At 46.3% G+C, this 26184-nt stretch carries 7 protein-coding genes; 2 read left to right on the top strand and 5 right to left on the bottom strand.

Annotation, left to right across the window (positions count from 1 at the left end; genetic code table 11):
- Positions 1-19256, top strand: a 19256-nt coding sequence (locus AB6D93_RS03665; RefSeq protein WP_372159154.1) for a tandem-95 repeat protein, incomplete at its 5' end; no start/stop codon positions are given.
- Between the two features lie 205 nt (positions 19257-19461).
- Positions 19462-19815: a hypothetical protein gene (locus AB6D93_RS03660; protein WP_017060510.1), complete on the top strand. Its 354-nt coding sequence runs from the start codon at positions 19462-19464 to the stop codon at positions 19813-19815.
- Between the two features lie 201 nt (positions 19816-20016).
- Here AB6D93_RS03660 and AB6D93_RS03655 read toward each other — a convergent pair whose 3' ends face one another.
- The 5 genes from AB6D93_RS03655 to AB6D93_RS03635 all read right to left on the bottom strand — a co-directional run bounded on the left by AB6D93_RS03655 (position 20017) and on the right by AB6D93_RS03635 (position 26150).
- Entirely contained in the window at positions 20017-20913 is an 897-nt protein-coding gene (locus AB6D93_RS03655; RefSeq protein WP_017060509.1) for an RNA polymerase sigma factor RpoD/SigA, read from the bottom strand.
- A gap of 413 nt (positions 20914-21326) precedes the next feature.
- Positions 21327-21659, bottom strand: a complete 333-nt coding sequence (locus AB6D93_RS03650) for an Hpt domain-containing protein (RefSeq protein ID WP_102331898.1) — start codon at positions 21657-21659, stop codon at positions 21327-21329.
- Positions 21653-23242, bottom strand: a complete 1590-nt coding sequence (locus AB6D93_RS03645) for a response regulator (protein WP_017064673.1) — start codon at positions 23240-23242, stop codon at positions 21653-21655. Before AB6D93_RS03645 ends, AB6D93_RS03650 begins: the two co-directional genes overlap by 7 nt.
- Positions 23243-23531: 289 nt before the next feature.
- Entirely contained in the window at positions 23532-25082 is a 1551-nt protein-coding gene (locus tag AB6D93_RS03640) for a DHA2 family efflux MFS transporter permease subunit (protein WP_017060506.1), read from the bottom strand.
- A 3-nt stretch (positions 25083-25085) separates the two neighbouring features.
- Positions 25086-26150, bottom strand: a complete 1065-nt coding sequence (locus AB6D93_RS03635; protein ID WP_017066726.1) for an HlyD family secretion protein — start codon at positions 26148-26150, stop codon at positions 25086-25088.
- Positions 26151-26184 lie beyond the last annotated feature (34 nt).

Here is a 26184-nt window from a genome sequence, read left to right as displayed (position 1 = left end):
CATACACCTTCGCACCGAATGAAAACTTCAATGGCGACGTAAACTTCGGTTTTGATGTGTCTGACGGCACCGATACGGTCTCTGCAAACATCGATGTGAGTGTTATAGCGGTTGATGATGCGCCAGTGTCTGGTGACTTAGCGTACTCAATCGATGAAGACGGTTCTATCCGTTTAAGCCAAGAGCAACTGTTATCACAAGCATCTGATGTTGAAGGCGATGACCTTACTGCTAGCGGCCTAACGGTTGGTGGTGATGCGACGGTTGTAGCTAACGATGATGGCAGTTTCACCATCACGCCAGATGAGAACTTCAACGGTGACATCGATATCAGTTTCGATATCTCTGATGGCACCAATACCGTTCAAGCATCGGCTGACCTAACGGTTAACCCAGTAAACGACCTACCAGTACCTCAAGATCAACAGTTCAGTATTGCAGAAGACGGTACTTTACAGTTCACAGACGCGGATCTGCTTACAGGCGCGACAGACGTTGAAGGTGATAACCTGACGGTTGAGGGCATCACTTATGAAGGCACTGATGGCGTACTGACTGACTTGGGTGAGGGATCATATAGCTTTGCTCCAAACGAAAACTTCAATGGTGATGTGAGCTTTAGCTTCGATGTGTCAGACGGTACCGATACCGTGTCTGCAAACATTGATGTTAGCGTGACTCCTGAGAACGATCCGCCTGTTGCGGGCTCAACGTCCTACACGGTGAATGAAGATAATTCGATTACCATTTCTGATGCACAACTATTGGCAACATCTTCAGATATTGAAGGTGATGTATCGATAGACAGCGTGACTTACTCTGGTAGCGACGGTGTCCTCGAAATCAATGGTAACGGCACTTACACCTTCTCGCCAAATGAGAACTTCAGCGGTGAAATTGCACTGGATGTGGTTGTTGCTGATGAAGATGGTGCGACCGACTCAACGACCGCGGGCATCAATGTTCTTGAAGTGAACGATCCGCCGGTTGCAGGCCCTACGTCTTACACCATTGATGAAGACTCAGTACTTACCTTCAGTGAGTCTCAAGTGTTGCTTAACGCCTCAGATGTAGAAGGGGATGTTGAGCTTGTTGGTATTAGCTACGATGGCCCTGAGGGTATCTTCTCCGTAAATGGTGACGGCACTTGCAGCTTCGCTCCAAATGAGAACTTTAATGGCCAAGTTCAGCTTGATGTCACCATTCGTGATGAAGATGGTGCAGAAGTGGAAACCGTCATCAATGTTGACGTATTACCAATCAATGATGCGCCAGTGTCTGGTGATTTGGCTTACAACGTTAACGAAGATGGTTCAATCACACTGAGCCAAGATCAGCTGTTGTCTCAAGCGTCCGATGTAGAAGGCGAAGATCTAACCGCAAGTGACTTAACAGTTGGTGGTGATGCGACGGTTGTAGCTAACGATGACGGCAGTTTCACGATTACGCCAGATGAAAACTTCAACGGTGACATTGATATTCAATTCAACATCACTGACGGTACTGACACGGTTCAAGCAACCGCCGATCTTACTGTTAACCCAGTTAATGACTTGCCGGTTCCTCAAGACCAACAATTCAGTATCGCAGAAGACGGTACGCTTCAATTTACAGACGCCGACTTACTTACCGGTGCCACCGATATTGATGGCGACGACTTAACCGTTGAAGGTATTAGCTATACAGGTGGTGATGGCGTACTGACCGACCACGGTGATGGTACTTATACCTTTGCGCCAAATGAAAACTTCAATGGCGATGTGAACTTCAGTTTCGATGTGTCTGATGGCACAGAAACCGTTAGCGCTAACATTGATGTGAGTGTGACTCCTGAGAACGATCCGCCAGTTGCGGGTTCAACCTCATACATGGTCAATGAAGACAATGCCATCACAATTTCTGATGAACAGTTGCTAGCTAACTCTTCGGATATTGAAGGTGCGGTGTCGGTTGATACTGTGACTTACAGTGGCACTGATGGTGTGTTCCAAGATAACGGCGATGGCAGCTATACCTTCCTTCCTAATGAAAACTTCAGCGGTGATATCAGCCTTGATGTGATTGTTGCAGATGAAGAAGGTGCAATTGATGAAACCACAGCAGGTATTACCGTTCTTGAAGTGAACGATCCACCAGTTGCGGGTCCAACGTCATACACCATTGACGAAGATTCGGTTCTGACGTTCAGTGAATCTCAGATTCTTGTGAATGCTTCGGATGTCGAAGGCGATGTAGAACTTGTTGGCATTAACTACGATGGCTCTGACGGTATCTTCACTGTAAATGGTGATGGTACATGCAGCTTTGCACCCAACGAAAACTTCAATGGTCAGGTTCAACTGGGTGTGACCATTCAAGATGAAGATGGCGCAACGGTTGAAACACACATTAACGTTGATGTATTGCCAATCAATGATGCGCCAGTATCGGGCGATTTGGCTTACACCATCAATGAAGATAGCTCCATCACGCTAAGCCAAGAGCAATTGCTAGCAAGAGCAGGTGATATCGATAGCGATAACTTAGAAGCTATCAATCTATCTACTGATGAAAATGCGACCATCCAACACAATGATGATGGCAGCTACACCATCACACCGAACGCAGATTACAACGGTGACCTAGATCTGAACTTCGATATCATCGATAACGATGGTGGTTCAGTTCAAGTTGGCCTAGACATTACCGTGAATCCGGTTAATGACTTGCCACAAGCGCAAGATCAACAGTTCACGATTGAAGAAGACGGTACGTTACTCTTCACCGATGCTGACCTGCTTGCAGGTGCGTCGGATATTGATGGTGATGAACTGTCGATTGAAAACGTACTCTACACAGGTGCAGATGGTGTTCTTAGCGATAATGGCGACGGCACATATAGCTTTGCTCCAAACGAGAACTTCAATGGTGATGTTCAATTCTCGTTCGATGTCTCTGACGGTACTGATTCAACATCAGCTGTTATTGATGTCAGTGTAACGCCTGAGAATGATCCACCGGTTGCTGGCTCGACATCTTACACAGTTCAAGAAGATGGCCAAATCACGATCAGTGATGAGCAATTATTGGCAAACTCTTCCGATGTAGAAGGCGATGTATCATTGTCTGGAGTATCGTACTCCGGTGATGACGGCTCATTTGTTGATAACGGTAACGGCACTTACACCTTTACGCCAAATGAAAACTTCGATGGTGATATTTCACTAGACGTTGTTGTCGTTGACGAAGACGGTGCAACCGCAACCACAACCGCTGGCATCGATGTTATCGCTGTGAATGACGGACCTGAAACTTCGGGCATTCAGGCTGAAGTCGATGAAGATAATTCAATCACCATTACTCAAGAGCAGTTACTCGCTAATGCGACCGATGTTGAAGGTGATGAGTTAACGGCATCTAACCTACAAACCAACGATCCAGATGCGACAATTGTTACTAATGACGATGGTTCATTCACTATTACGCACACAGAAAACTTCAATGGCGAGTTGGACTTCACATACAGCATCAGTGATGGTGAGAATGAAGTTCTGACGACACTCGACTTGACGGTTAACCCTGTCAACGATGCGCCAGAAGCGGGCGATGAAATCTTCATCCAAGCGCAAGAAGACCAAACAGTTGGTGTGACACTTCGTGAAGAACCAGCACTACGTTTAGACCAAGCGCCAGAAAACGGCATCATTGAAGCAAATGTGAATGACGAATGGGTGGTACTGGAAGTAGGACAAGAAGTTCCTGCAGATACCGAAGTGCGCTTTGTTCCAAGTGAAGATGCTCTTGCTGAAGGTACACACACCACACAAATCGGTACGTTTGACGATAACGCGAGTGTGGATGATTGGGGTACAGAAGTTGACCCTTATACGCGTGAGTTCTCAGATGGTGACTTAACGGTAACTGTTCAAAGTAACGATGACCCTCTTGGTGCCTGGAATGGCAACACCCACATTGGTCATGGTATCGGTGATACTGACCGCCAAGGCTTAAGTGGTGATGAGAAACTGACGGTTTCAGTTGAAGGTCAAGACATCAATGAAATCAGTTTCCACCTAGATGGTTTGGGTGGCTGGTTCATGGAAGAGTCTCGTCACTTTACAGAAGTAGAAATCAAAGCGTTCAATGAGGATGGCGACCTAATTGACTCGATGACTTACCACAAAGAAGACCGTGGTACTTTCGAGACAGATTACACGCTAACGGTTGATCAACCAGTGTCCTACTTTGAGCTTGGTACCGTGCAAGGTAATGGTACTTACGTCGTTCAAAACATGACAGTGTCACAAACTTGTCATGATGAAGCGGTGTTTACATCGATTGGTGTAGATGGTTCAGAGATTACTGAAACGGTTGAGTTGAATATCCATGCGGGTGACAACGAAATCGAGTTAACGGCTGATCTTCCGAATATTACTGTCGATACCGATGGTTCTGCCCAGTTTGCTTCGGTTGTGATTACCGAAGAGCAACTACTGGCGCAAGCATCTGATATTGATGGCGACGACCTTGATATTGAAAATCTAGAGCTAGTGGGTGAAAACTCAGAGCATGCAACACTCACCGATAATGGTGATGGCACTTGGACGGTAACACCGGATGAAAACTTCCATGGTGAAATCGAACTTGGTTACCAAGTTACCGATGGTGAGCTGACAGACAGCAATATCATCAATATCAATTTCGAATCAGTAAATGATGCGCCAATCGTTTCTGGCCCGATTGTTCTATCGACAGATGAAGATGAAGGTATCACGTTCAGTGCAGATGACTTGCTAGCGAACACCACAGATGTGGAAGGCGATACGCTGTCTATTTCTGACATCACTTACGGTGGTGATAACGGTGAGCTAGTTGATAACGGCGATGGTACGTTTACCTTCATGCCGAATGAAAACTTCAATGGTGAAATCGACATCGACTACAAGGTGTTTGATGGAACTGATGAAGTTGCAACGCATCTAGACCTAACGGTCGTACCAGTCAATGATGTGCCGGTTCCGGGTGAACCATTGCACACCCAAATGCTTGAAAACGGCTCCATGATCATCGAAGCGAAAGACCTATTGTCTGGTGCTACCGATGTTGATGGCGACATTCTTCATGTCGAAAACCTATTACTTGCAGACCAAACGCAAGGTACGTTAACGGATAACGGGGATAATACCTTTACCTTCGAACCTGCAGAAGACTTCTCTGGTGAAGTGAATCTGACTTTCGACATAAGTGATGGCCAAGCAAGTGCACCAAGCACTGCAAGAATTGACGTTGAAATTGTCAATGAAGGCCCTGAGGTGAGTGGTCCAATTGAAGCCACTGTTGATGAAGATGGTTCAATCACTATTACTCAAGAGGATCTGTTAGCGAATGCAACCGATGTAGATGGCGACAACCTTGAAGCCGTTAACTTAGCGACCAACGATCCAAATGCGGTTGTTGTAGAAAACCCAGACGGTAGCTTCACGATTACACCAAGTGCAGATTTCTTTGGTGAGATTGAATTTACTTACGATGTCACTGACGCAATCGAAACTGTTGCCGCTGACCTCAACCTAACCGTAAATCCAATCAATGATGCCCCAGACGTGCCTGACATGTCTTTCGCTACGGAAGATGGTCAAGCGATTACTATTACCGAAGCTGAATTACTGGCACAAGCGACAGACGTTGAAGGTGATGAACTGTCAGTTGTGAATGTAACGAGCGCAAGCGACACGGTAGAAGTCACAGACAATGGTGACGGAACATACACATTAACACCAGAGCAAGGCTTCTTCGGTAATGTTGACTTAGCGTTTGATGTGAGCGATGGCACTGATGTGGTTGCCGCAAACATCGACCTAAAAGTTGAGTTCGTCAACGATGCGCCAGAAGCGACACCGATGGTGGCAGATGTCGACGAAGATGGTTCAATCCTCGTTACACAAGAAATGCTGTTGGAGAACGCGAGCGACCAAGATGGCGATGAGCTATTTGCTTCTTCGCTTGAAACCAATGATCCGAACGCCAGCATTGTAGACAATGGTGATGGCACGTACACAGTGACACCTTCTGAAAACTTCAACGGTGATATTGCATTCACTTATGAGGTGAGCGATGGTGAGCTGAGCACGTCTAATGATATGACATTAACCGTGAATCCGGTGAATGACATTCCAATTGTTGCCCCAGGCATGTACCACATCGAAGAGGATGGCAGCATCCTGTTCACTCAAGAAGATCTGTTGAGTGGTGCGATTGATATTGATGGCGACGACCTAAGCGTTACTAGCATCAATTACTCTGGCGATGAAGGCACAGTCACCGACAATGGTGACGGCACGTTCAGCTTCGTTCCTGAAGAGCACTTCAGTGGTGATCTGCAGTTCAGCTTTACGGTAACAGACGGTACGGATGAAGTTGAACAAGACATTAATGTTCACATTGAAGCAGTTGCTGATGCGCCTGACTTACTTATCACGGATGGTGATGGTGTTAACGTCGACGACCAGGCGATTTTGGTTGAGCCAGGCGGTATTGTTGAACTGAACATTGCTGCGGCACTTGTCGACCAAGACTTGTCTGAAACACTCACTGTTACAGTAGATGGTGTGCCAGAAGGTTCGGTTATTCAATACGATAATGAAGGCGTTCTGAATGACCAAGAAAACGGCATCACCAGTTACAACGATACTGAAATCACAGTAACGTTTGAAGGTGAAACCGCGGGATACCAAAACGCAGCGGGTTACTACAAAGTCGATGAAGACGGCAACATTACAGGTGTTGAAGTTGTCTACGAGAATGCATCACAAGTGGGTGGCGGCGGTGACCTTGTCCCTGGGCAAGATCAGTTCAGCTTCCAAGTCGAGGAAGGTGAGAGCTTTAACCTGTTCTTAATTCCAAACGGACATCAGCACAACGACTTTGATGCGATGCAAGACGGTCAGTACGAGTTCCGTGCTGAGGATGGTTCGCCTGCGAACATGGATACGGTTGATCCTCAACTTGTCTTTGTGGCTGCTGATGGAACCGAGACAGTGATTCAAGGCCAGAATGGTGACGCGATCTTCCATGGTGGTTCAAGCTCTCAGCTAAACCAAGATGGTATCGAACATACTCGTACTACGGTTAATGAAGACGGCGAGCTGGTTTACGGATTTGAAGATTTGTATGGCGGCGGAGATGCTGACTATTCTGACTTCAACTTCACAATCGATGTCGGTGAAGTGAACAGCCAAATCTACAGCGGTGAAGTAACGGTTGGCCCTGATGGTACGGTGAACTTACCAACAACGGCTATCGAAAATGCGTTACAAATCCAGTTACCAGAAGACTTCAATGAGCAGCTTGAAGTTCATGTAACCGCAACTGCGACAGAGTTATCGAATGATGATTCTGAAACGGTATCTCAAACCATCTACATTAACGCGACAGGCGCGCACATTGAGCACGCTCCTGAAGCACTTCCGGTTTCTGCAACGGTTGAAGAAGATGGTTCAATCATCATTACGCAAGAAGACTTATTGGCTAATGCGCGTGATTTAGATGGCGATCAGTTGACGGCTCTGAATTTAGCAACCGATGATGAGAGCGTTACGATTACCGATAACGGTGATGGTACGTACACATTAACGCCAGATGCTGATTTCAATGGCGATGTGAGCTTTACGTTTGATGTGTCTGATGGTGATGATGTTGTCTCTACCAACCTTGAGTTAACAGTTTCACCAGTAAATGACGGTCCAGAAGCACAAGACCACGCATTCACAGTCGGCGAAGATGGCGTGTTAACCTTCAATGACCAAGACCTATTAACAGGTGCAACGGACATTGAAGGGGACGACCTAAGTGTTGAAGGTGTAACTTACACTGGCGCAGATGGTGTCCTAACCGATAATGGCGATGGCACCTACAGTTTCGCGCCGAATGAAAACTTCAATGGCGATGTGAACTTCTCGTTCAATGTATCAGATGGAACCGATACGGTAACCGCTAACATTGATGTGAGCGTGACACCAGAGAATGACCCTCCGGTTGCGGGTAGTACGTCTTACACGGTTCATGAAGACAACTCTATTACAATCAGCAACGAACAACTGCTAGCGAACTCTTCGGATATTGAAGGCGAAGTCGCAATTGATAACGTGACTTACAGTGGTAGCGACGGTGTTCTGGAAATCAACGGTGACGGTACATACACCTTCTCGCCAAACGAGAACTTTAATGGCGAAGTTAGCCTAGATGTTGTCGTGACGGATGAAGATGGAGCGACCGAAGCAACAACGGCGGGCATTACTGTCCTTGAGGTGAACGATCCGCCAGTTGCTGGCCCAACGTCATACACCATCGATGAAGATTCAGTACTGACTTTCAATGAGTCTCAAGTTCTGCTGAACGCTTCTGATATTGAAGGTGATGTTGAGCTTGTTGAGATCAACTACGACGGTCCAGACGGTATCTTCTCTATCAATGGTGACGGTACATGTAGCTTCGCTCCGAATGAAAACTTCAACGGCCAAGTGCAGTTGGATGTGACCATTCAAGATGAAGACGGCGCTCAAGTTGATACGTTTATTACGGTTGATGTATTACCAATCAACGACGTACCAGTATCAGGCGACCTTGCATACAGTGTTGAGGAAGACGGTTCGATTACCTTGAGCCAAGAGCAACTTCTTTCGCAAGCGAGTGATGTAGATGGCGACGACCTTACTGCTTCTAACTTGATTGTTGATGGAGACGCGACGGTTGTTGCTAACGATGACGGCAGCTTTACCGTTACGCCAGATGCGAACTTCAATGGTGACATTGACCTAACGTTCGACATTAGCGATGGTACAGATACGCTGGTTGCGACGGCTGACCTAACCGTTAACCCAGTCAATGACCTTCCACAACCACAAGATCAAACGTTCAGCATCGGCGAAGACGGCATCTTGAACTTCACTGATGAAGACTTGCTGACAGGTGCGACTGACATTGATGGGGATGACCTGTCGGTTGAAGGCGTTACTTACACAGGTGCGGATGGTGTTCTTACTGATAATGGCGATGGAAGCTACAGCTTTGCGCCAAACGAGAACTTCAATGGTGATGTGAACTTCAGTTTTGATGTGTCAGATGGCACGGATACAGTTCAAGCCAACATTGATGTCAGCGTGACACCAGAGAACGATCCACCAATCGCGGGTAGCACGTCTTACACCGTTCATGAAGACAACTCAATTACCATCAGTGACGAACAGTTACTTGCTAACTCTTCTGACATTGAAGGTGATGTGGCAGTCGATAGCGTGACTTACACTGGCGCTGACGGTGTCTTTGAAGACAACGGTGACGGTACTTACACCTTCTCACCAAACGAAAACTTCAACGGCGAAGTTAGCCTTGATGTTGTCGTAACTGATGAAGAGGGCGCAACTGAAGCGACCACCGCGGGTATTACTGTACTTGAGGTGAACGATCCACCAATCGCAGGCTCAACCAGCTACTCAGTCAACGAGGACGAAGTTATCACCATCAGTTCAGAGCAACTGTTGGCAAACGCTTCTGATATCGAAGGTGAAGTGGCGATTGATAGCGTTAACTACACAGGTTCAGACGGTATCTTTACCAACAATGGTGACGGAACATTCAGCTTCGCACCTAACGCTAACTTCGATGGCGACGTAAGCCTTGATGTTGTCGTTACTGATGAAGAAGGCGCAACCGTAGCGACCAACGCAAGCATTGATGTTCTGCCTGTTAACGATGCTCCGGTATCGGGCGACTTGGCGTACAGCGTGGACGAAGATGGCTCAATTACCTTGAGCCAAGAGCAATTACTTGCTCAAGCGAGTGATGTTGATGGCGATGACTTAACAGCGGCTAACCTAACCGTTGGTGGTGATGCGACAGTTACAGCAAACGATGATGGTAGTTTCACTATCACGCCAGATGCTAACTTCAATGGCGACATTGATTTGAACTTCGACATTACCGATGGCGATGCGACGCTTCAAGCAACGGCTGACCTAACGGTTAACCCAGTTAATGACCTGCCAACAGTCGGTGAGCCACAATTTGTGACTCAAGAAGACACCAGCTTTACCTTCACAGAAGAACAACTGCTGCAAAATGCGGGCGACATTGATGGTGATAACCTATCGGTTGAAAATGTGGCTTCAGATAGCGGTACTTTGGTTGATAACGGCGACGGCACTTACACATTCGCACCGAATGAAAACTTCGACGGCAATGTGAATGTGACGTTCGACGTGAATGACGGTACCGCGACAGTACCAGCAGAAGCGACGATTGATGTTCAATCTGTGGTTGATATGCCAGAGCTGTCGATTGCTTCTGACCTAGTGATTGCTTCAGACAACTTCGAGTCTGGCTCAAACGGTTGGAATACAGGCACAGAAAGCTCTCAAGGCTTCGAGTCGGGTGACATGCTAGGTCGTATTGGTGGAACGGGCGGTGATGAAGCCGTCAGCAAAACTTACGACATTCCAAGTGATGTGAGCGAAGTTAATATCTCGTTCAACTTCTACGAAATTGATTCTTGGGATGGTGAGTCGTTCCAAATCTTTGTCGGCGGCGAAGAGCTAACGACATTAGATAATTCTGCGTTCCGTACTCAAGATGGCACAACAACGCTTTACGATTCAGAAGGAAATGAAGTCGGCGAAGTGGTTCACGGCGTATCGCAAGGTGAGGGCTTCAGTGGTTGGAATGACCAAGCACATCAAATCAACCTAACGGTACCAGTAGAAGACGGCCAACTTGAACTTGGCTTCGGTTCAACCCTGAATCAAAGCGTCGATGACGAGGCGTTTGGTATCGACAACATCGAAATCACAGTGTCTGACGCGGATTACCAAATCATTGGTACTGAAGACACACCTGTACCACTTGATATTGATGCAGCTCTAACAGATACCGATGGCTCAGAAAACCTTGCTATCTTGATTGAAGACGTGCCAGAAGGCAGCTCGCTTTCTGCAGGTACCGATAACGGTGATGGCACTTGGTCATTGCAACCAGGCGAGCTAGAAGGGCTAGAGTTTATCCCTTCAGGTGACTTCAATGGTGATGTGGTTCTAACTGTGAATGCAACATCAACAGATGTTGATACCGGTACAACCGCAACAGCTACGCAAGACGTGACGATTCACATCTCACCTGCGAACGATGCTCCAGAAGTTGACGGTGATATTAGTGCCGTTACAGCCGAAGATAACAGCATCACGCTAACTCAAGAGCAGTTGCTAGAGCACGCTGTCGACATTGATGGTGATGACCTATCAGCAATCAACCTAACCACCAATGATGAAAATGCGACCGTTCAAATGAACGACGATGGCAGTTTCACCATTACACCGAGTGAAAACTTCAACGGTAATATCGAATTTAGTTACGATGTCACCGATGGAGAGGACATGGTCGCTGCTGGCCTAGACTTGACGGTAACACCTGTCAATGATGCGCCAGAGCCACAAGACCAAGCATTCACTATTGGTGAAGATGGGGTTCTTAACTTCACTGACGCTGACCTGTTAACGGGTGCGACGGATGTTGAAGGTGATGACCTAACAGTCGAAGGTGTGACATACACTGGTGCTGATGGTGTGCTTACCGACAATGGTGACGGAAGCTACAGCTTTGCGCCAAACGAGAACTTCAATGGTGATGTGAACTTCAGCTTTGATGTGTCAGATGGCACGGATACGGTTCAAGCCAACATTGATGTGAGCGTGACGCCTGAGAACGATCCACCAGTGGCGGGTAGCACGTCTTACACTGTGCATGAAGACAACTCAATCACGATCAGTAACGAACAGCTATTAGCCAACTCTTCAGATATTGAAGGTGAGGTTGCGATTGATAGCGTGACTTACACTGGCAGTGACGGTGTGTTCGAAGACAACGGTGACGGCACTTACACCTTCTCGCCAAACGAGAACTTCAATGGTGATGTGAGCTTAGCGGTTGTTGTTACCGATGAAGAAGGGGCAACAGAAGCGACCACCGCGGGAATCACCGTACTTGAGGTGAACGATCCGCCAATCGCAGGCTCAACCAGCTACTCAGTCAACGAAGATGAAGTTATCACCATCAGTGCAGAGCAACTGTTGGCGAACTCTTCTGATATTGAAGGTGAAGTGGCGATTGATAGTGTTACTTACACAGGCGCTGACGGTATCTTTACTGACAACGGCAACGGCACATTCAGCTTTGCACCGAACGCAAACTTCGATGGCGATGTTAGCCTCGATGTAGTGGTGACAGATGAAGACGGTGCGACAGTAGCCACCAGCGCAAGTATTGATGTTCTTCCAATTAATGATCCACCAGTATCGGGTGACTTGGCATACAGCATTGATGAAGATGGTTCGATTACTCTGACTCAAGAGCAGTTGCTGTCTCAAGCATCTGATGTGGATGGCGATGATCTGACCGCAAGCAACTTAAGCGCAGGCGATAATGCAACCGTTGTTGATAATGGCGATGGCACCTTTACGGTAACGCCAGATGCGAACTTCAATGGCGATATCGACCTAAGCTTTGATATTTCGGACGGCACCGAGTCGATTGTGGCGAACGCCGATCTGACGGTAAACCCAGTCAACGACTTGCCAACGACATCTGATGTTTATGCGAACGTTGATGAAGATAATGTCATCACTATCACGCAGGAGCAGTTACTTGCGAATGCCGCTGATATTGAGGGCGATGACCTTGTCGCTTCCGACTTAACCTTAGTGGGCGACGATGCAACGATTGTCGACAATGGCGATGGCACGTTCTCAATCACTCCAAGCGAAAACTTCAATGGCTACATCGATGTTGCCTACAGCATCAGCGATGGCGACACACCAATTGCCGCTAACTTAGGCTTAACCGTTGACCCAGTTAACGACGCGCCAATTGTTTCTGCTGATGTGGCGATAACCATTGAAGAAGACGGTTCATACACCATTACTCAAGAAGAGCTCCTACAATTCGCGACTGACATCGAAGACGATGACATGACCGCAATTATCGGAGAGCAGGGCGATGAAACAACCGTAACCGGTACAGTGTTGGATGCTGAAACTGGCAATCCAATCGCAGGTGCGGATGTTACGCTAACCGACAACGCAGGTCATTCTTACACAGCGGAGACGGATCAATCTGGTAACTACTCTGTGAGCGGTCCAGTTGTTGACCAAGGTACCGTTACGATTGAACAAGAAGGCTCAATTACTAGCAGCTTCCTAGTTCCAGCAGGCGAAGATACCAATGGTGGCGTGACTGCAATATCTGAAGTCCTTGAAGAAACAGATATGCGTATCGTGGTCACATGGGGTGACAGTCCACGTGATATGGACAACCACCTATGGCTCTACGATACAGAGAATGGCAGTGAGCTAGACCATATTTACTATCGCGACATGAGCCATGATTTGGGTGAAGGTAATGTCGTTCAGCAAGATGTAGATGACACGAATGGCGGTGGTCCTGAAACCATCACTATTCCAAATTATCAAGATGCTGACATGCACTATTCAGTACACAACTACACCAGCAGAAGTTGGGATGTAGATGGTGTTGAAGATGTACAGGTTCAGGTATTTGTTGGCGATACATTGGTTGAAACCTTTAGCCCTGATTTATCTGAAAGCCCATCGGGTGACCACTGGCATGTATTTGATATCGTGAACGGCGTTATTGTTCCAAGCCAAGATGTAGGCAGCGAGAATGCGTTTGATTTACCAACGGCAGAAGAAGCGCTCGCGAATGAAAACGGCATTGATATCTCTGAATTGCTAACCGGCGAGGAAGGTGATGATTCTGGTGAAACGGGTGGTAACGAACCAAGTGTTGGAGATGTTTCCATTGAGAACGCTCTTATCACTGACAATGGTGATGGTACTTACACCATTACACCGGAAGAGAACTTCAATGGTGAATTCTCGATTAGCTACAACGTAGACGATGGCAACGGTGGGGTTACTCCAGCGGAACTAGACGTGACCGTAACAGCAGTTAACGACCTTTCTGTAATTTACGACCACGACTACACCATTAATGAAGATGGTTCGCTGACCTTTACCGATGAACAGCTATTGGCTGGTGCAACGGATATTGATGGCGATGACCTTTCTGTCGAGTCGGTTAACTACGAAGGTACAGACGGTGTGTTCACGGATAACGGCGACGGTACTTATACCTTTGCTCCAAACGAGAACTTCAATGGTAATGTCGACCTAACTTACGATGTGAGTGATGGTACAGATGTTGTATCGGCGAATATTGATGTTCAAGTGGTTCCAATCAACGACGTACCGGTTACAGGCACAACCTCTTACAGCGTTGAAGAAGACGGCAGTATTACCCTAAGCGATGCACAACTTCTGGCGAACAGCTCGGACGTTGAAGGGGAAGTGTTTGTCAGCGATGTAAGCTACAGCGGCACTGATGGTGTATTCACTGATAATGGTGATGGTACTTACACCTTTGCTCCAAACGAAAACTTTAACGGTGACATCAGTCTTGATGTCTCTGTTATGGATGAAGATGGCGCAACCGCTGAAACAACCGCAGGTATCGACGTCATTGCCGTTAATGACTTGCCAGTTGCAGGTTCAACGACCTACAGCGTTGACGAAGATAACGTGATTACCATCTCTGAAGCACAGCTTCTTGCGAACAGCTCAGACATTGAAGGTGATGTATCCGTTAGCGACGTTTCCTACTCAGGCGCAGACGGTATCTTTACTGACAATGGTGATGGTACTTACAGCTTCGCACCAAATGAAAACTTCAACGGCAATGTCAGCCTAGATGTCACCGTTGCTGATGAAGAGGGTGCAACGGCTGAAACCACTGCGGGTATTGAAGTTATCGCGGTTAACGACGCGCCAGTGTCAGGTGACTTGGCTTACTCAGTGGATGAAGATGGTTCAATCACACTAAGCCAAGAGCAGCTGCTTGCTCAAGCATCGGATGTGGACGGCGATGATCTTACCGCTGCCAACCTAACCGCCGGTGATAACGCGACCGTTACGGCAAACGATGATGGTTCATTTACCATTACCCCGGATGCTGACTTTAATGGCGATATTGACCTAAGCTTCGACCTTTCTGATGGTACTGAAACGGTTGTTGCAACGGCTGACCTTACTGTGAATCCAGTGAATGACATCGCAGTTGTAGAAGATGTCGCTTACACCATTGAAGAAGACGGTTCGCTTACCTTTACGGACGAGCAACTACTAGCAGGTGCTTCTGATATTGATGGTGATGAGCTTTCAGTTGCCGACGTGTCTTACACTGGCGCAGAGGGTGTGTTTACCGACAATGGCGATGGAACCTACACCTTTGCACCGAACGAGAACTTCAACGGTGACGTAAGCCTAGACTTCTCAGTATCTGACGGTACAGAGACGGTCGATGCTAACATTGACGTAACGGTAACAGACGTTAACGATGCACCAGTGGCAGGCGCAACGTCTTACCAAATGAACGAAGATGGCACCATCACATTGAGCCCTGAGCAGTTGATTGCTAATAGCTCCGATGTGGACGGTGAAGTGTCGCTTGATAGCGTGAGCTACTCAGGTGCAGACGGTATCTTGGTTCAAAATGAAGATGGGTCGGTAACGTTCGCACCAAACGAAAACTTTAACGGCGACATCAACCTTGATGTGACGGTTATTGATGACGACGGTGCAACGGCTCAGACTACCGCTGGTATTGAAGTTATTGCAGTTAACGACGCACCAGTGGCCGGAAACGTGGCTTACTCGGTTGATGAAGACGGTTCAATTACGCTATCTCAAGAGCAGTTGCTGGCTAACGCATCCGATGTTGATGGTGATGCACTAACCGCAAGCAACCTATCTGCAGGTGACAATGCGACCGTAACAGCGAACGAAGATGGTTCATTTACTATCACTCCGGATGCTGATTTCAACGGTGACATTGATTTGAGCTTCGATGTGTCAGATGGCCTTGAAACTGTTCAAGCTGGAGTCGACCTAACGGTTAACCCAGTCAATGACCTACCAACAGCAGAAGACCAAAACTTTACTGTTGAGGAAGATGGAACGCTAATCTTCACGGATGCAGACCTACTAGCAGGTGCTGCAGACATTGACGGCGATGACTTGTCTATCTCGGATGTGTCTTACACGGGTGCAGAGGGTGTGTTCACTGACAACGGTGACGGCACTTATAGCTTTGCTCCGAACGAGAACTTCAATGGCGATGTAAACCTTGGCTTCACAGTGACTGATGGCACTGAGACAGTCGATGCGAATATTGGTGTGACGGTAACGGATGTTAACGATGCGCCAGTAGCGGGTTCTACGTCTTACCAAATGAACGAAGATGGCACCATCACAATCAGCCCTGAGCAGTTAATTGCTAATAGCTCTGACGTTGATGGCGAAGTGTCGCTTGAAAGCGTGACTTACTCAGGCTCTGACGGCACCTTGATTCAAAACGATAATGGGTCTGTGACCTTCACGCCAAGCGAGAACTTTAATGGTGATATCAGCCTAGATGTGGTTGTGACCGATGATGACGGTGCAACTGCAACAACAACGGCTGGAATCGAAGTTCTGGCTGTGAACGATGGACCTGAATCTGAGGATGTGAAACTAACCACAGCCGAAGACAGCACCATTCTTATCACACAAGACATGTTGTTAGCTCAAGCTACCGACATCGATAACACCGCAGACGAGCTGTCGGCTTCTGGTCTACAAATCGACCCTAGCTTGGGTGAGTTGCTAGATAACGAAGATGGTACTTGGTCATTTACACCAAACGAAAACTTCAATGGCGATGTGCCAATGACGTTTAACGTTAGCGATGGCCAAGAGACAATTTCAGTCGACGGCAACATCGATGTCACGCCAGTGAATGATGCACCTGAAGCACCAATGATTGAGATGCAAGGCGAAGAAGATGTGGTCATGGTGATTGACCCTGCATACATCGCGGGTCAAGTGACAGACCTTGATGGCGACGAGATCAGCATTGAGAGCATCACAGTTCGAGCTCCAGCGAACGCGACCTTAACTCAGCAACCAGACGGCATGTATCACTTAGTGACTACTCAAGACTTCAATGGCTTAGTAGAACTCGGTTATCAAGCGACTGACGGTGAAGAAGTGGTTGATGGCTCGCTGAATGTGGATGTCATTCCGGTTAACGACGCACCATTCAACGTCGGCAACGCAATGATGACCACCAACGAAGATGGCGCGTTCACCTTCGATGCTGGCGACTTGATGAACTTGTTCGGTGACATTGATACCGCAGACCTTGTTGTTTCTCGCATTATCACCGCAGACGGTGAAGATGGCGGAGAAGTTACAGACAACGGTGATGGTACTTGGACATTCACACCAACAGGCGACTTTGCGGGTGTTTCTGACCTACAAGTTGTCGTGAGTGACGGTGAGTTCGAAACGGTTCTCGATGTTCCTGTGTACGTACGTCCTGTCGCAGATGGCGCGGTTATTTCAACTGACCATGACGGTCCATTAGTCTTCGGCGAAGATGAAACGGGTCACTTGGGACTGAACGTTGGCCTAGTCGATGATTCAGAAACACTAAGTAACTTGGTGATGACAGGTTTCCCTGTTGGATTCGAGGTAACAGATGGTGTGAATACCGTGATGATCACCGAGCCGGGTCAATACATCGACCTGTTCGACTGGGATATCTCAAACATTCAAATGACGCCTCCTGAAGACTTCCATGGTGAGTTCTTCGTAACGGTTAGCGCAACAACGGTTGATTACGGAGATGAGCCGGAAGCGTTTGAAGATGGCATCGATTCTGGTGATTTCGAAACCGTAGCGGGTGATTCCATCATCCTAACGGCGGACGACCTAATCGGTTTGGCTGAGAATGTGGATGCTGACAGTGATGATGAAGTGAAACTGGTTCATCTTGCCGACCGCAGCCAAGGTGAGATTGTCGATAATGGCGATGGCACTTGGACCTTCACACCAGCACCAGGCTTCACTGGCGAAGCAGATATAGCTTACGTGGTTGATAAAGATGGCGTGCTTCATGATGAGCAAACTGGCGTGGTCGTGAAAGAAGGCGACTCGCAAGAGAATGCAGCACCAGAAGTTAACAGCATCACAACGACGGAAATCGCAGCGGATGCAACCTTGTCGTTCACTGATGAAGACATGTTAGCGAATCTGAGCGATGCAGAAGGCGATAGCTTGAGCATTGAGTCAGTAAGCTTGATGGAAGGTCAGGGCGTAATTGAGAGCGATAACCAAGGTAACTATCAATTCACTCCTGCTGAAGACTACACCGGCGATGTTCAAGTTGGGTTTATCGCGACCGATGGCGAAAATCGCATCGAAAGCTTCTTCAATGTGGATATCCAAAGTGGCGATGAAACAGCGGCGAGCGAAGGTTATACCTTAGCTGATGATGGTTCACTAACTATCACGGATGCACAGCTGGTGGATGAGTTGGGCGTGAGTGATTCTGCACAGGTTGTTGATGTTGCAGACGCGAACGATGCTGGCTTCTTTGCTCAATCTGGTGAAGGTGAGTGGACTTACTGGCCGAACGAAGACTTCGATGGCAATTTAGCGATGAATGTTGAAGTTAACGACGGGGGTGAAGTATCAAGTCACAGCTTAAGCATCCAAGTTGAAGATGATTCAGTACAAAGTGATGAACCACAAGTACAAGCTGCTCAAGCAACAGAAGAGCAACAAGTAGATGTGGCTCAACAAGCTGATGACCAAGCTCAAGATGCTGAAGCTGAAGGCAGCACAGCAGATGTAACCGCGGCACCGGGCGATACTATCTCTATCTCGATTCCAGATGAGGTGAGTGGTAACGAATCGGTTGATTACGCTGATATGTCTGGCTTACCTGAGGGCGCTACTGTGAACAACGCACTGGATAACGGTGATGGTAGCTTCACAATCAGTGGCAACCTAGAGCAGCCTGTATCCGTTGAACTTCCAGAAGGTTATGAAGGTACTAGCGAGATCCAATTCCAAGGTTACGACGAATTGGGTAGTTCAATAGACGGTGCTAGCGGTTCTGTTGAGGTTGAGGTCGATGATCAATACACCATGCAAGGTTCTACTCAAGAGCAGCAACCAGACATGGCGGGTATGGAATCTGGAGGCAGCGACTGGACAAGTTCAGGTGGTCAAGATCAAGGTGTTGACTTCACGGATGACTCTGGAAGCTTTGATTCAGATTCTCAAACTGGAACCGATCAAGGCAACGACTTCGACCAAAGCTCGATTTAATCGAGAGGGCTTGGTTTTAGTCTGAACCGACATTTAGTCTAAACCGACAAGTAGATAGGGCAGCGTAAAGTTGCCCTCATTAAAGCCATGTAGAGTTATTGATACATGGCTTTTGTTATTTATTTTTTTGTTTCGCTAAATAAACTTGAGAACAGGTAAATATGTCCTTAATTATTAGAAGGGTCCGTTAGACAGGAGGGACGACATGTATCGTTATGTCAGTTCACCGCAAGCGTCGAAGTACATAGTGCCACCGCCTCAACATCGAGAGTTGTCGAGTGTGGATGTGCCTGAGTCTGAATTAGAGATGCGAGAAATATTGAATAATTGGTTTGCTGATGGTTTAGCGCCCATTATTGAAAGTGACGATGACTACATCTCTGCGAGCGATCACGTTCGATTTGAAAAGCTTAGCCGCACCGTTGGGATGTTGTTGAGAAACAAAGATTATTATTTTGCGGCTAAACGGATTTTATCAGTGTGGGAACAAGATTGTCTTGAAACCACTTATATCAATTATCTCATTTTGCGCAGTGAGCGAGTCACTTCTTTAAGGTAAGTTAATGGTGTGGCATTTGTCATTTTTCATTAGGCATTTTTCATTAGGCATTAGGGATTAGCGACTTAGGGTTCGTGTGCTTACGATCTTTTTATTTTTCTAACGAATCAGCAAACAAAAAGGGCAAGCTTGGAGGCTCACCCTAAAGGTCTTTGTTTTGGCTTAACGTTATTTTCAACTAATTCTCAACTGGGTTACGACTTACACCCAACCATCAAATTTGAGTCGTTTTTGAATTCTTTCGACCGCTTCTTTCTGCATTTGTCTAACACGTTCATTAGAAACATTCACATCCAACATTTGTCCGACCTCAGACAGCGTTTTCACCTTGTTATCAAAGAAACCAAAACGGTGGATGAGCACCTTTTGTAATTTTGGAGGAAGTGTATAGATGATTTGTTCTAGAGCTTGGGTAAAGGATTGATCCTCACAATCTTGTTGAGGGTCTGGGATATATTCACTTTCGCATTGATCAAGCACCATAGGCGCATGGCTAGTTCCAACCGTTGTCGTCACGTCAATAAACCCGCTTAACGCCACCAGTTGATCGACGCGTTCGGCCTTTACACCTGAACTGTCTGATAGCTCAGAAATTGAAACCTCTTTACTCATTTTTTTGCTTGCATCGAGCTTTTTTGAGGCGAGGCTGTTTATTTCTTTACACACGTGGGCTGGCAATCGAACGGTTCGACCCGTGTTCATGAGTGCGGCTTCAATGTTTTCGCGGATCCACCAAACAGCATAGGTTGAAAAACGATAGCCTGGTTCTGGATCGTATTTGTCGATGGCCTTAATCAAGCCAATGTTGCCTTCCTCGATCAGGTCGAGCAGGGTGAAATTATTGCCTTTACGTTTTAGGTAACTCTTTGCGATTTTCACAACAAGGCGCAGGTTTGATTCGATCATGACATCACGCGCTTTTTTATCACCCGCGCGATTCAATTTTGCGTAATACACCTCATCTTCACGCGACAGCAGATCAATGCCAACAATATCTTTCAGATAATGAGCATAAGGGTCTGCACTGGTAGAAAATGATTCGGTAATGGGTGTTTCATCCGTGAGCCCCTGAAACGCAGCAAAACTATCGTTGTTCATTTCCTTGTCCTTATCTAGCCGACTGAACGTTTTAGTTTTTTTATTATGCCACCAAGTGATTAACGCTTGGTTTCATTAGAGTGTAGATAACAATTTCTTCTTTACCAATAAATAAAATGCAATTTCGTATGTTTATGTCACAAAAAGATCTACAAATATTTAACTATTTTGCATCTCATCAAGTGTGTTGGTTTTTCGTTTAAAACATTAAGACGGATAGTTTATAAAGCATGTGTTATACATCGGTTTATTTAGATAAATGACGTGAATTTATAGGTGTGGGTTAGAACTATAATTGAGAGGAGAAATGATGAGAAAAATGTTAAGAGTCGAGGTTCAATGTTTCCAAGCACCTCAACTCTTTTAGCTGTGTCGGCTGTTAAGTATCGCCATGCACGTTTTAATTCTATCGACTAATAAGTGCTAAGAACCTCATCGATTTGCTGATTAATGATCTTTATTTCGCTGTAGATAACCGAAAGATCATCATCTTGCGGCGCAAGCTTATTGAGTGTGTTTTGTTCTACTCTTTCCAATGCAACTGTGGCCGTTTCTTCACCAAAGCTGGCTAAAATGCCTTTTAAGGTGTGCACGGTAAAATGAAGCTTGCCCCAATCTTGTTGTTGAACCAACTCTTCGATCTCTTGTAGCGAATTGCCATGGTCTTCTTGATATGTAGACAAAACGGCGTAAATGACGTCTCTGTCATTGTCTAAATAGGCGTTTAAAGCATCAAAGTCTAGCATGTGGACTCCTGTCGGCTGAATGTTGAAAATGGGCTAGGCGGCTTAGTGGAAAAACCATACCTTGATGAATCACTAATCCATTGATTCCATTTTGGAGGAAGTTCTAACTGTAAGATTTCTTCTAGATAGTCGTCGCTAAGTTTCTCATCTATATGAGCTTTATTGACGGCGTATATATAGTCAAGTTTGGCGGCAACTGAATATGGGTAACTGTGAATGTAGTCCTTTATTTCTTGGATCGAACCCAAATTTTCAATGTTTATACACGTTGAAGGGTCGACATTTTTGGACTCAAGTTGGTGATTTATGGCTTCTCCACGAGATTTGAGACATTCCACTGTTAAATGATAAAGAGAGTACTCACCAAAGTGGGCGAGCATGGGTAATAACTGAGTGAGCAAATAAGTCGGTTGGCTGTGGAAATTGTTCGCTAACAGTGTCGAAGCTCTAATCACTTTTTTGTGGGCAATCTGAGGGCTATTTTCGATGAGCAATATGCTGCTCTGAAATAGGGCAAGGCTGGCCAAAACTTGCTGCTGTTGTTTTACCGGAAGTTTCAGGTTTACCAACTCGGTGAATTGGTTGGCGTGCTCAAGCAAAATACGTTTGTACTTTAGTTGCGTCTCGCGCTGATACGTTGCTTTTAAGGAATTAAAGTGCGCACCAATGGAATGGATGACATCAATGTCAGCAGCTGAAATGTGGGTTGCATACATCTCACCTAACTTTATGATCATATGTGTGTTATCTGCGTTCTCAGCTAAGTCGATGGCCCTGATTGCACGATGGCTGATGCTGGGAGTCATCTCAAATGCACGAATCGCTAATTTAAGAGCAGGCAGCAGCATTTTATGTTTTTCATAGATACAGCTTAAGCAGTCAATCACGCTCAATGAGAGTGGCTGTGCTATTAGAAAATTGTGGAGCTTATCTATGGCTAAATTTGGCTTGCCTAAGCTGTCGAGAATCAGCGCCTCAGCCACCAATTTGGTTGGGTGCATGTTGGTTTTGGAGTTGTTAATGACGCTAGAGAGTAACTGCCATTTCTTACCTGCAATTAAATGTTCAATCAATGTCGCTTCGAACTGAACGCTAGTACCATTAGGGGAGATCGCCAAAGCTTGAGCTAATCTCTCTTGACTGGCAATGGGATACAAATCATTCAGTTGGGTGAGTTTCTTTGAAACGGACACGGCACTTTGGATCTTTTTACCCAACGTTTGAGTATTAATCGGTTTAGAAACGAAGTGGTGTGCTTCACCTGAAAGGGCGGTTAATACTGTTTCCTGACGCATATCCCCAGAGAGCAAGATTGTCGCCACAGTATGATCGATGAGGCGGTTTCGATACAGAATGCCCAACAGCTCAAAGCCAGTAAAAGACTGTTCTAAGTGGTAGTCAATGAGGAGTACATGAAAAGAGTGTGTCTCGACCGCTTTAATGGCTTTTCGATAGTCGGTCGCAATAAAAATACAGTCGCGCGAAACTCCCAAACTAGCCAGTTGCTGCTTAATAAGTATTGTTGCGCTTTTAGAGTCGTCGACGATCAAAATTCGAAGGTCTGTTGGTAAGGTCAAATCCATTTTCCTTAATACCAAATGTTATTTTTTAATTTAGGTGTCAAGTTGCACATTGTCAAGGTGCCTATATCACATACAAACACTCAATAAACTATTGGTAATTAAAGAGTATTAGATAACATTTATGAAAGCCTTCAAACGCAGGTGACTTTTACCTGATTTTAGTGGGGTTATACGTGTTTTAGAAATAAAAAAGAGGCAAGCCGATAAGCTCACCTCTCTGTTTTATTGTTCGAGTTTTTATTCGAAATGTTGTTCTTTGCTTGAAGTTTTATTTACCGAAACTCTAGCGTTAATCACGCATGTTTAGAATCAATACTGCCGCTAGAGCCAAGAACGCCGTCATCATTAAGAACACATCGTTGTAAGCCATGATGGCTGCGTCACGTTGCATTGTGCCGAGCAAACTTGCTTGTGCTTGTTGCATCGCAGTTGCGGCATCACTTCCTGACTGAATGAAAAACGCTTGTTGTTGCTGAAGCGTCTGCCAACCAAGTTGACTCACTGAAGGTAGCGACTCCTTGATGTGTGCTAAGTGCTCACGGGTTTTGTTATCCAATAGCGTAGCGATAATCGCGATGCTGAAAGCGCCCCCTAAGTTCCGCATTACGTTGGTTAACGTTGATGCGTCTGGCGTGTCCATTTTGCTGATGTTCTTCATGGCAACCAAAGACAGCGGAACCATGATGAACGGACTACCAATAGCACGCAGAACCATAGATAAAATCAGCTGTTGCCCGCCAAAATCGATTGTCATGTGTGTATTTACGTAACAACTAAAACCGAACATCGCGAAGCCAAAGGTAACCAAGTACTTAGGCTTAATGATCTGTGTTAGCTTTGGCACAATTGGGAATATCAGAAGCTGTGGGAAACCCATCCACATTAGCACTTCACCAATTTCCATCGCGTTATATTGCTGAATTTGAGTGAGATACATCGGTAGAACATAGATAGAGCCGAGCAATGCCATTCCTAGAATCAAATAGGCGATACAAGACATCGCAAATTGCCCATCCCGCAATAGCCGCAGGTTAACCAATGGCTTCTTGTGTTGGAGTTCGTTTATCACGAAGTAAACCAAACTCACCGCCGACACGATACTCAAGCCAATAATAAAGCTCGAACTGAACCACTCTTCACGGTTACCTTCTTCTAACACCACTTCCAAACAACCTAGCCCTAATGCCATGGTGGCGATACCAAACCAATCGGCTTTTTTCAGCGTGCCAAGGTCGAGCTTTTCATCGTCCAAGCCATATCGGATCATGGTGATCACAAGCAAAGCTGGCGGAATATTGATGTAGAAAATATAGTGCCACGAGAAGTTCTCCGTCAGCCAGCCACCAAAGGTAGGGCCAATCGATGGAGCAAAGGTCGCGGTTACACCAAACAGTGCCATACCCACAGCACGCTTGTTGACCGGCAATAACTGAATCACCAGCGAGAAAGCAAGCGGGATTAGAGCACCACCACTGAAGCCTTGCATCGCGCGGAAAACGATCATCGAGGTCATGTTCCAAGAGAACGAACACAACAAAGATGAAATGGTGAAAATGGCTGTCGTCCACGTGATATAACGGCGTTTACCGAGCGCTTTAGAAAGCCAACCACTGAGTGGGATAGCGATCATCTCTGCGACTAGGTAAGACGTAGAGATCCACGAGCTTTCATCCAAGGTGGCTGATAGCGCACCTTGAATATCTTTGAGAGACGAGTTGGTGATCTGAATATCCAAGATCGCCATAAACGCGCCAATCAAGCCGCCAAATAGGGCGATCCAATGGCGTCTCGAAACCTCGTCATCATCATTTGTTTGGGTGACAACACCAGCGTTACTCATGGTCTAGCCTCGTTTATCGATGGTCGCTACCACAGACAAACCAGGAAGCAGTCGACCTTTCAACTCTTGCTGATCTGGAATAGTAATTTTAACCGGTACACGTTGAACGATTTTAGTGAAGTTACCGGTCGCGTTTTCTGGTGGTAGGAGCGCAAATTTAGCGCCAGTCGCAGGGGAGAAACTGTCTACCACACCTTCAAGAGGCTGCCCCGGGAACGCATCCAGCTCTACTTCAACCGTCTGACCTTTGTGAATACCACTTAGCTGTGTCTCTTTGAAGTTGGCTTCAATCCACACTTGGTTGTTTGGTACCAAGCTCATCAGTGGTGCGCCTGCTTGAATCAGCAAGCCTTCACGTACGCTGCGTTTACCAATCACGCCATCTGCTGGCGCGTAAACTTTGGTGTAATCAAGGTTAAGCTGTGCTTGATCTCTCTGGGCTTGAGCTTCGGTCACGGATGCATTTGCTTGCTCAATCTCACTAGCGATAACGGTTAATTGGTCATTGGTTGCAACGAGGTTTGCTTTTGCTTCTTCTAAATCTGCCTGAGTTACTTTTTGTTGTGCAACCATGCTATCGACTTCATCTTGAGACGCGTAGTTACGCTTTAGTAAGCTACGAGAACGTACCACTTGTTGAATCGCGCGTTCGTATTCAGCTTGTGCAGAATCAACGCGGCTTTCTGCTTGATTGATCTTGCTACGTTGTAACGTTTGTTGTGCCACTAGATTTTTGACGTCTGATTGCACGACGCTTAAATGGGCGTTTGCTTGAGCGAGTGCTGACTGGTAATCACGGTCATCGATTTGAACTAGCAAATCACCTTCTTTAACCGATTGGTTATCACTCACATAAGACTTAACAATATAGCCAGAGACCTTAGGGCTAATATTCGTGATGTCGCCTTGTAGGTAGGCATTGTCGGTAGATTCAAAGTACTGGCCATAGCCGTACCAGTATCCAGCACCGGCTAAACCCAATGACAGCATGATCGCAGTAGCAATAAGCGGAGCTTTTTTACGTTTTTTTGTGCTTACTGTTTGCGAAGCGTTGTTGTTCTCTGTCATTTTTTCTTTCTCATTTTGTTTTTATTTAGATGTA

The sequence above is a fragment of the Vibrio sp. 10N.247.310.23 genome (assembly GCF_041467155.1).
Taxonomy (GTDB): Bacteria; Pseudomonadota; Gammaproteobacteria; order Enterobacterales; family Vibrionaceae; genus Vibrio; species Vibrio crassostreae_C.
The sequence above is the reverse complement of the archived record's forward strand: the minus strand, read 5'-3'. Positions and strand labels throughout refer to the sequence as shown.

Bases quoted from the DNA above. Each gene is read 5' to 3' on its own strand.
- AB6D93_RS03660 (WP_017060510.1), top strand. From the start codon at position 19,462: ATGTATCGTTATGTCAGTTCACCGCAAGCGTCGAAGTACATAGTGCCA.
- AB6D93_RS03655 (WP_017060509.1), bottom strand. From the start codon at position 20,913: ATGAACAACGATAGTTTTGCTGCGTTTCAGGGGCTCACGGATGAAACA.
- AB6D93_RS03650 (WP_102331898.1), bottom strand. From the start codon at position 21,659: ATGCTAGACTTTGATGCTTTAAACGCCTATTTAGACAATGACAGAGAC.
- AB6D93_RS03645 (WP_017064673.1), bottom strand. From the start codon at position 23,242: ATGGATTTGACCTTACCAACAGACCTTCGAATTTTGATCGTCGACGAC.
- AB6D93_RS03640 (WP_017060506.1), bottom strand. From the start codon at position 25,082: ATGAGTAACGCTGGTGTTGTCACCCAAACAAATGATGATGACGAGGTT.
- AB6D93_RS03635 (WP_017066726.1), bottom strand. From the start codon at position 26,150: ATGACAGAGAACAACAACGCTTCGCAAACAGTAAGCACAAAAAAACGT.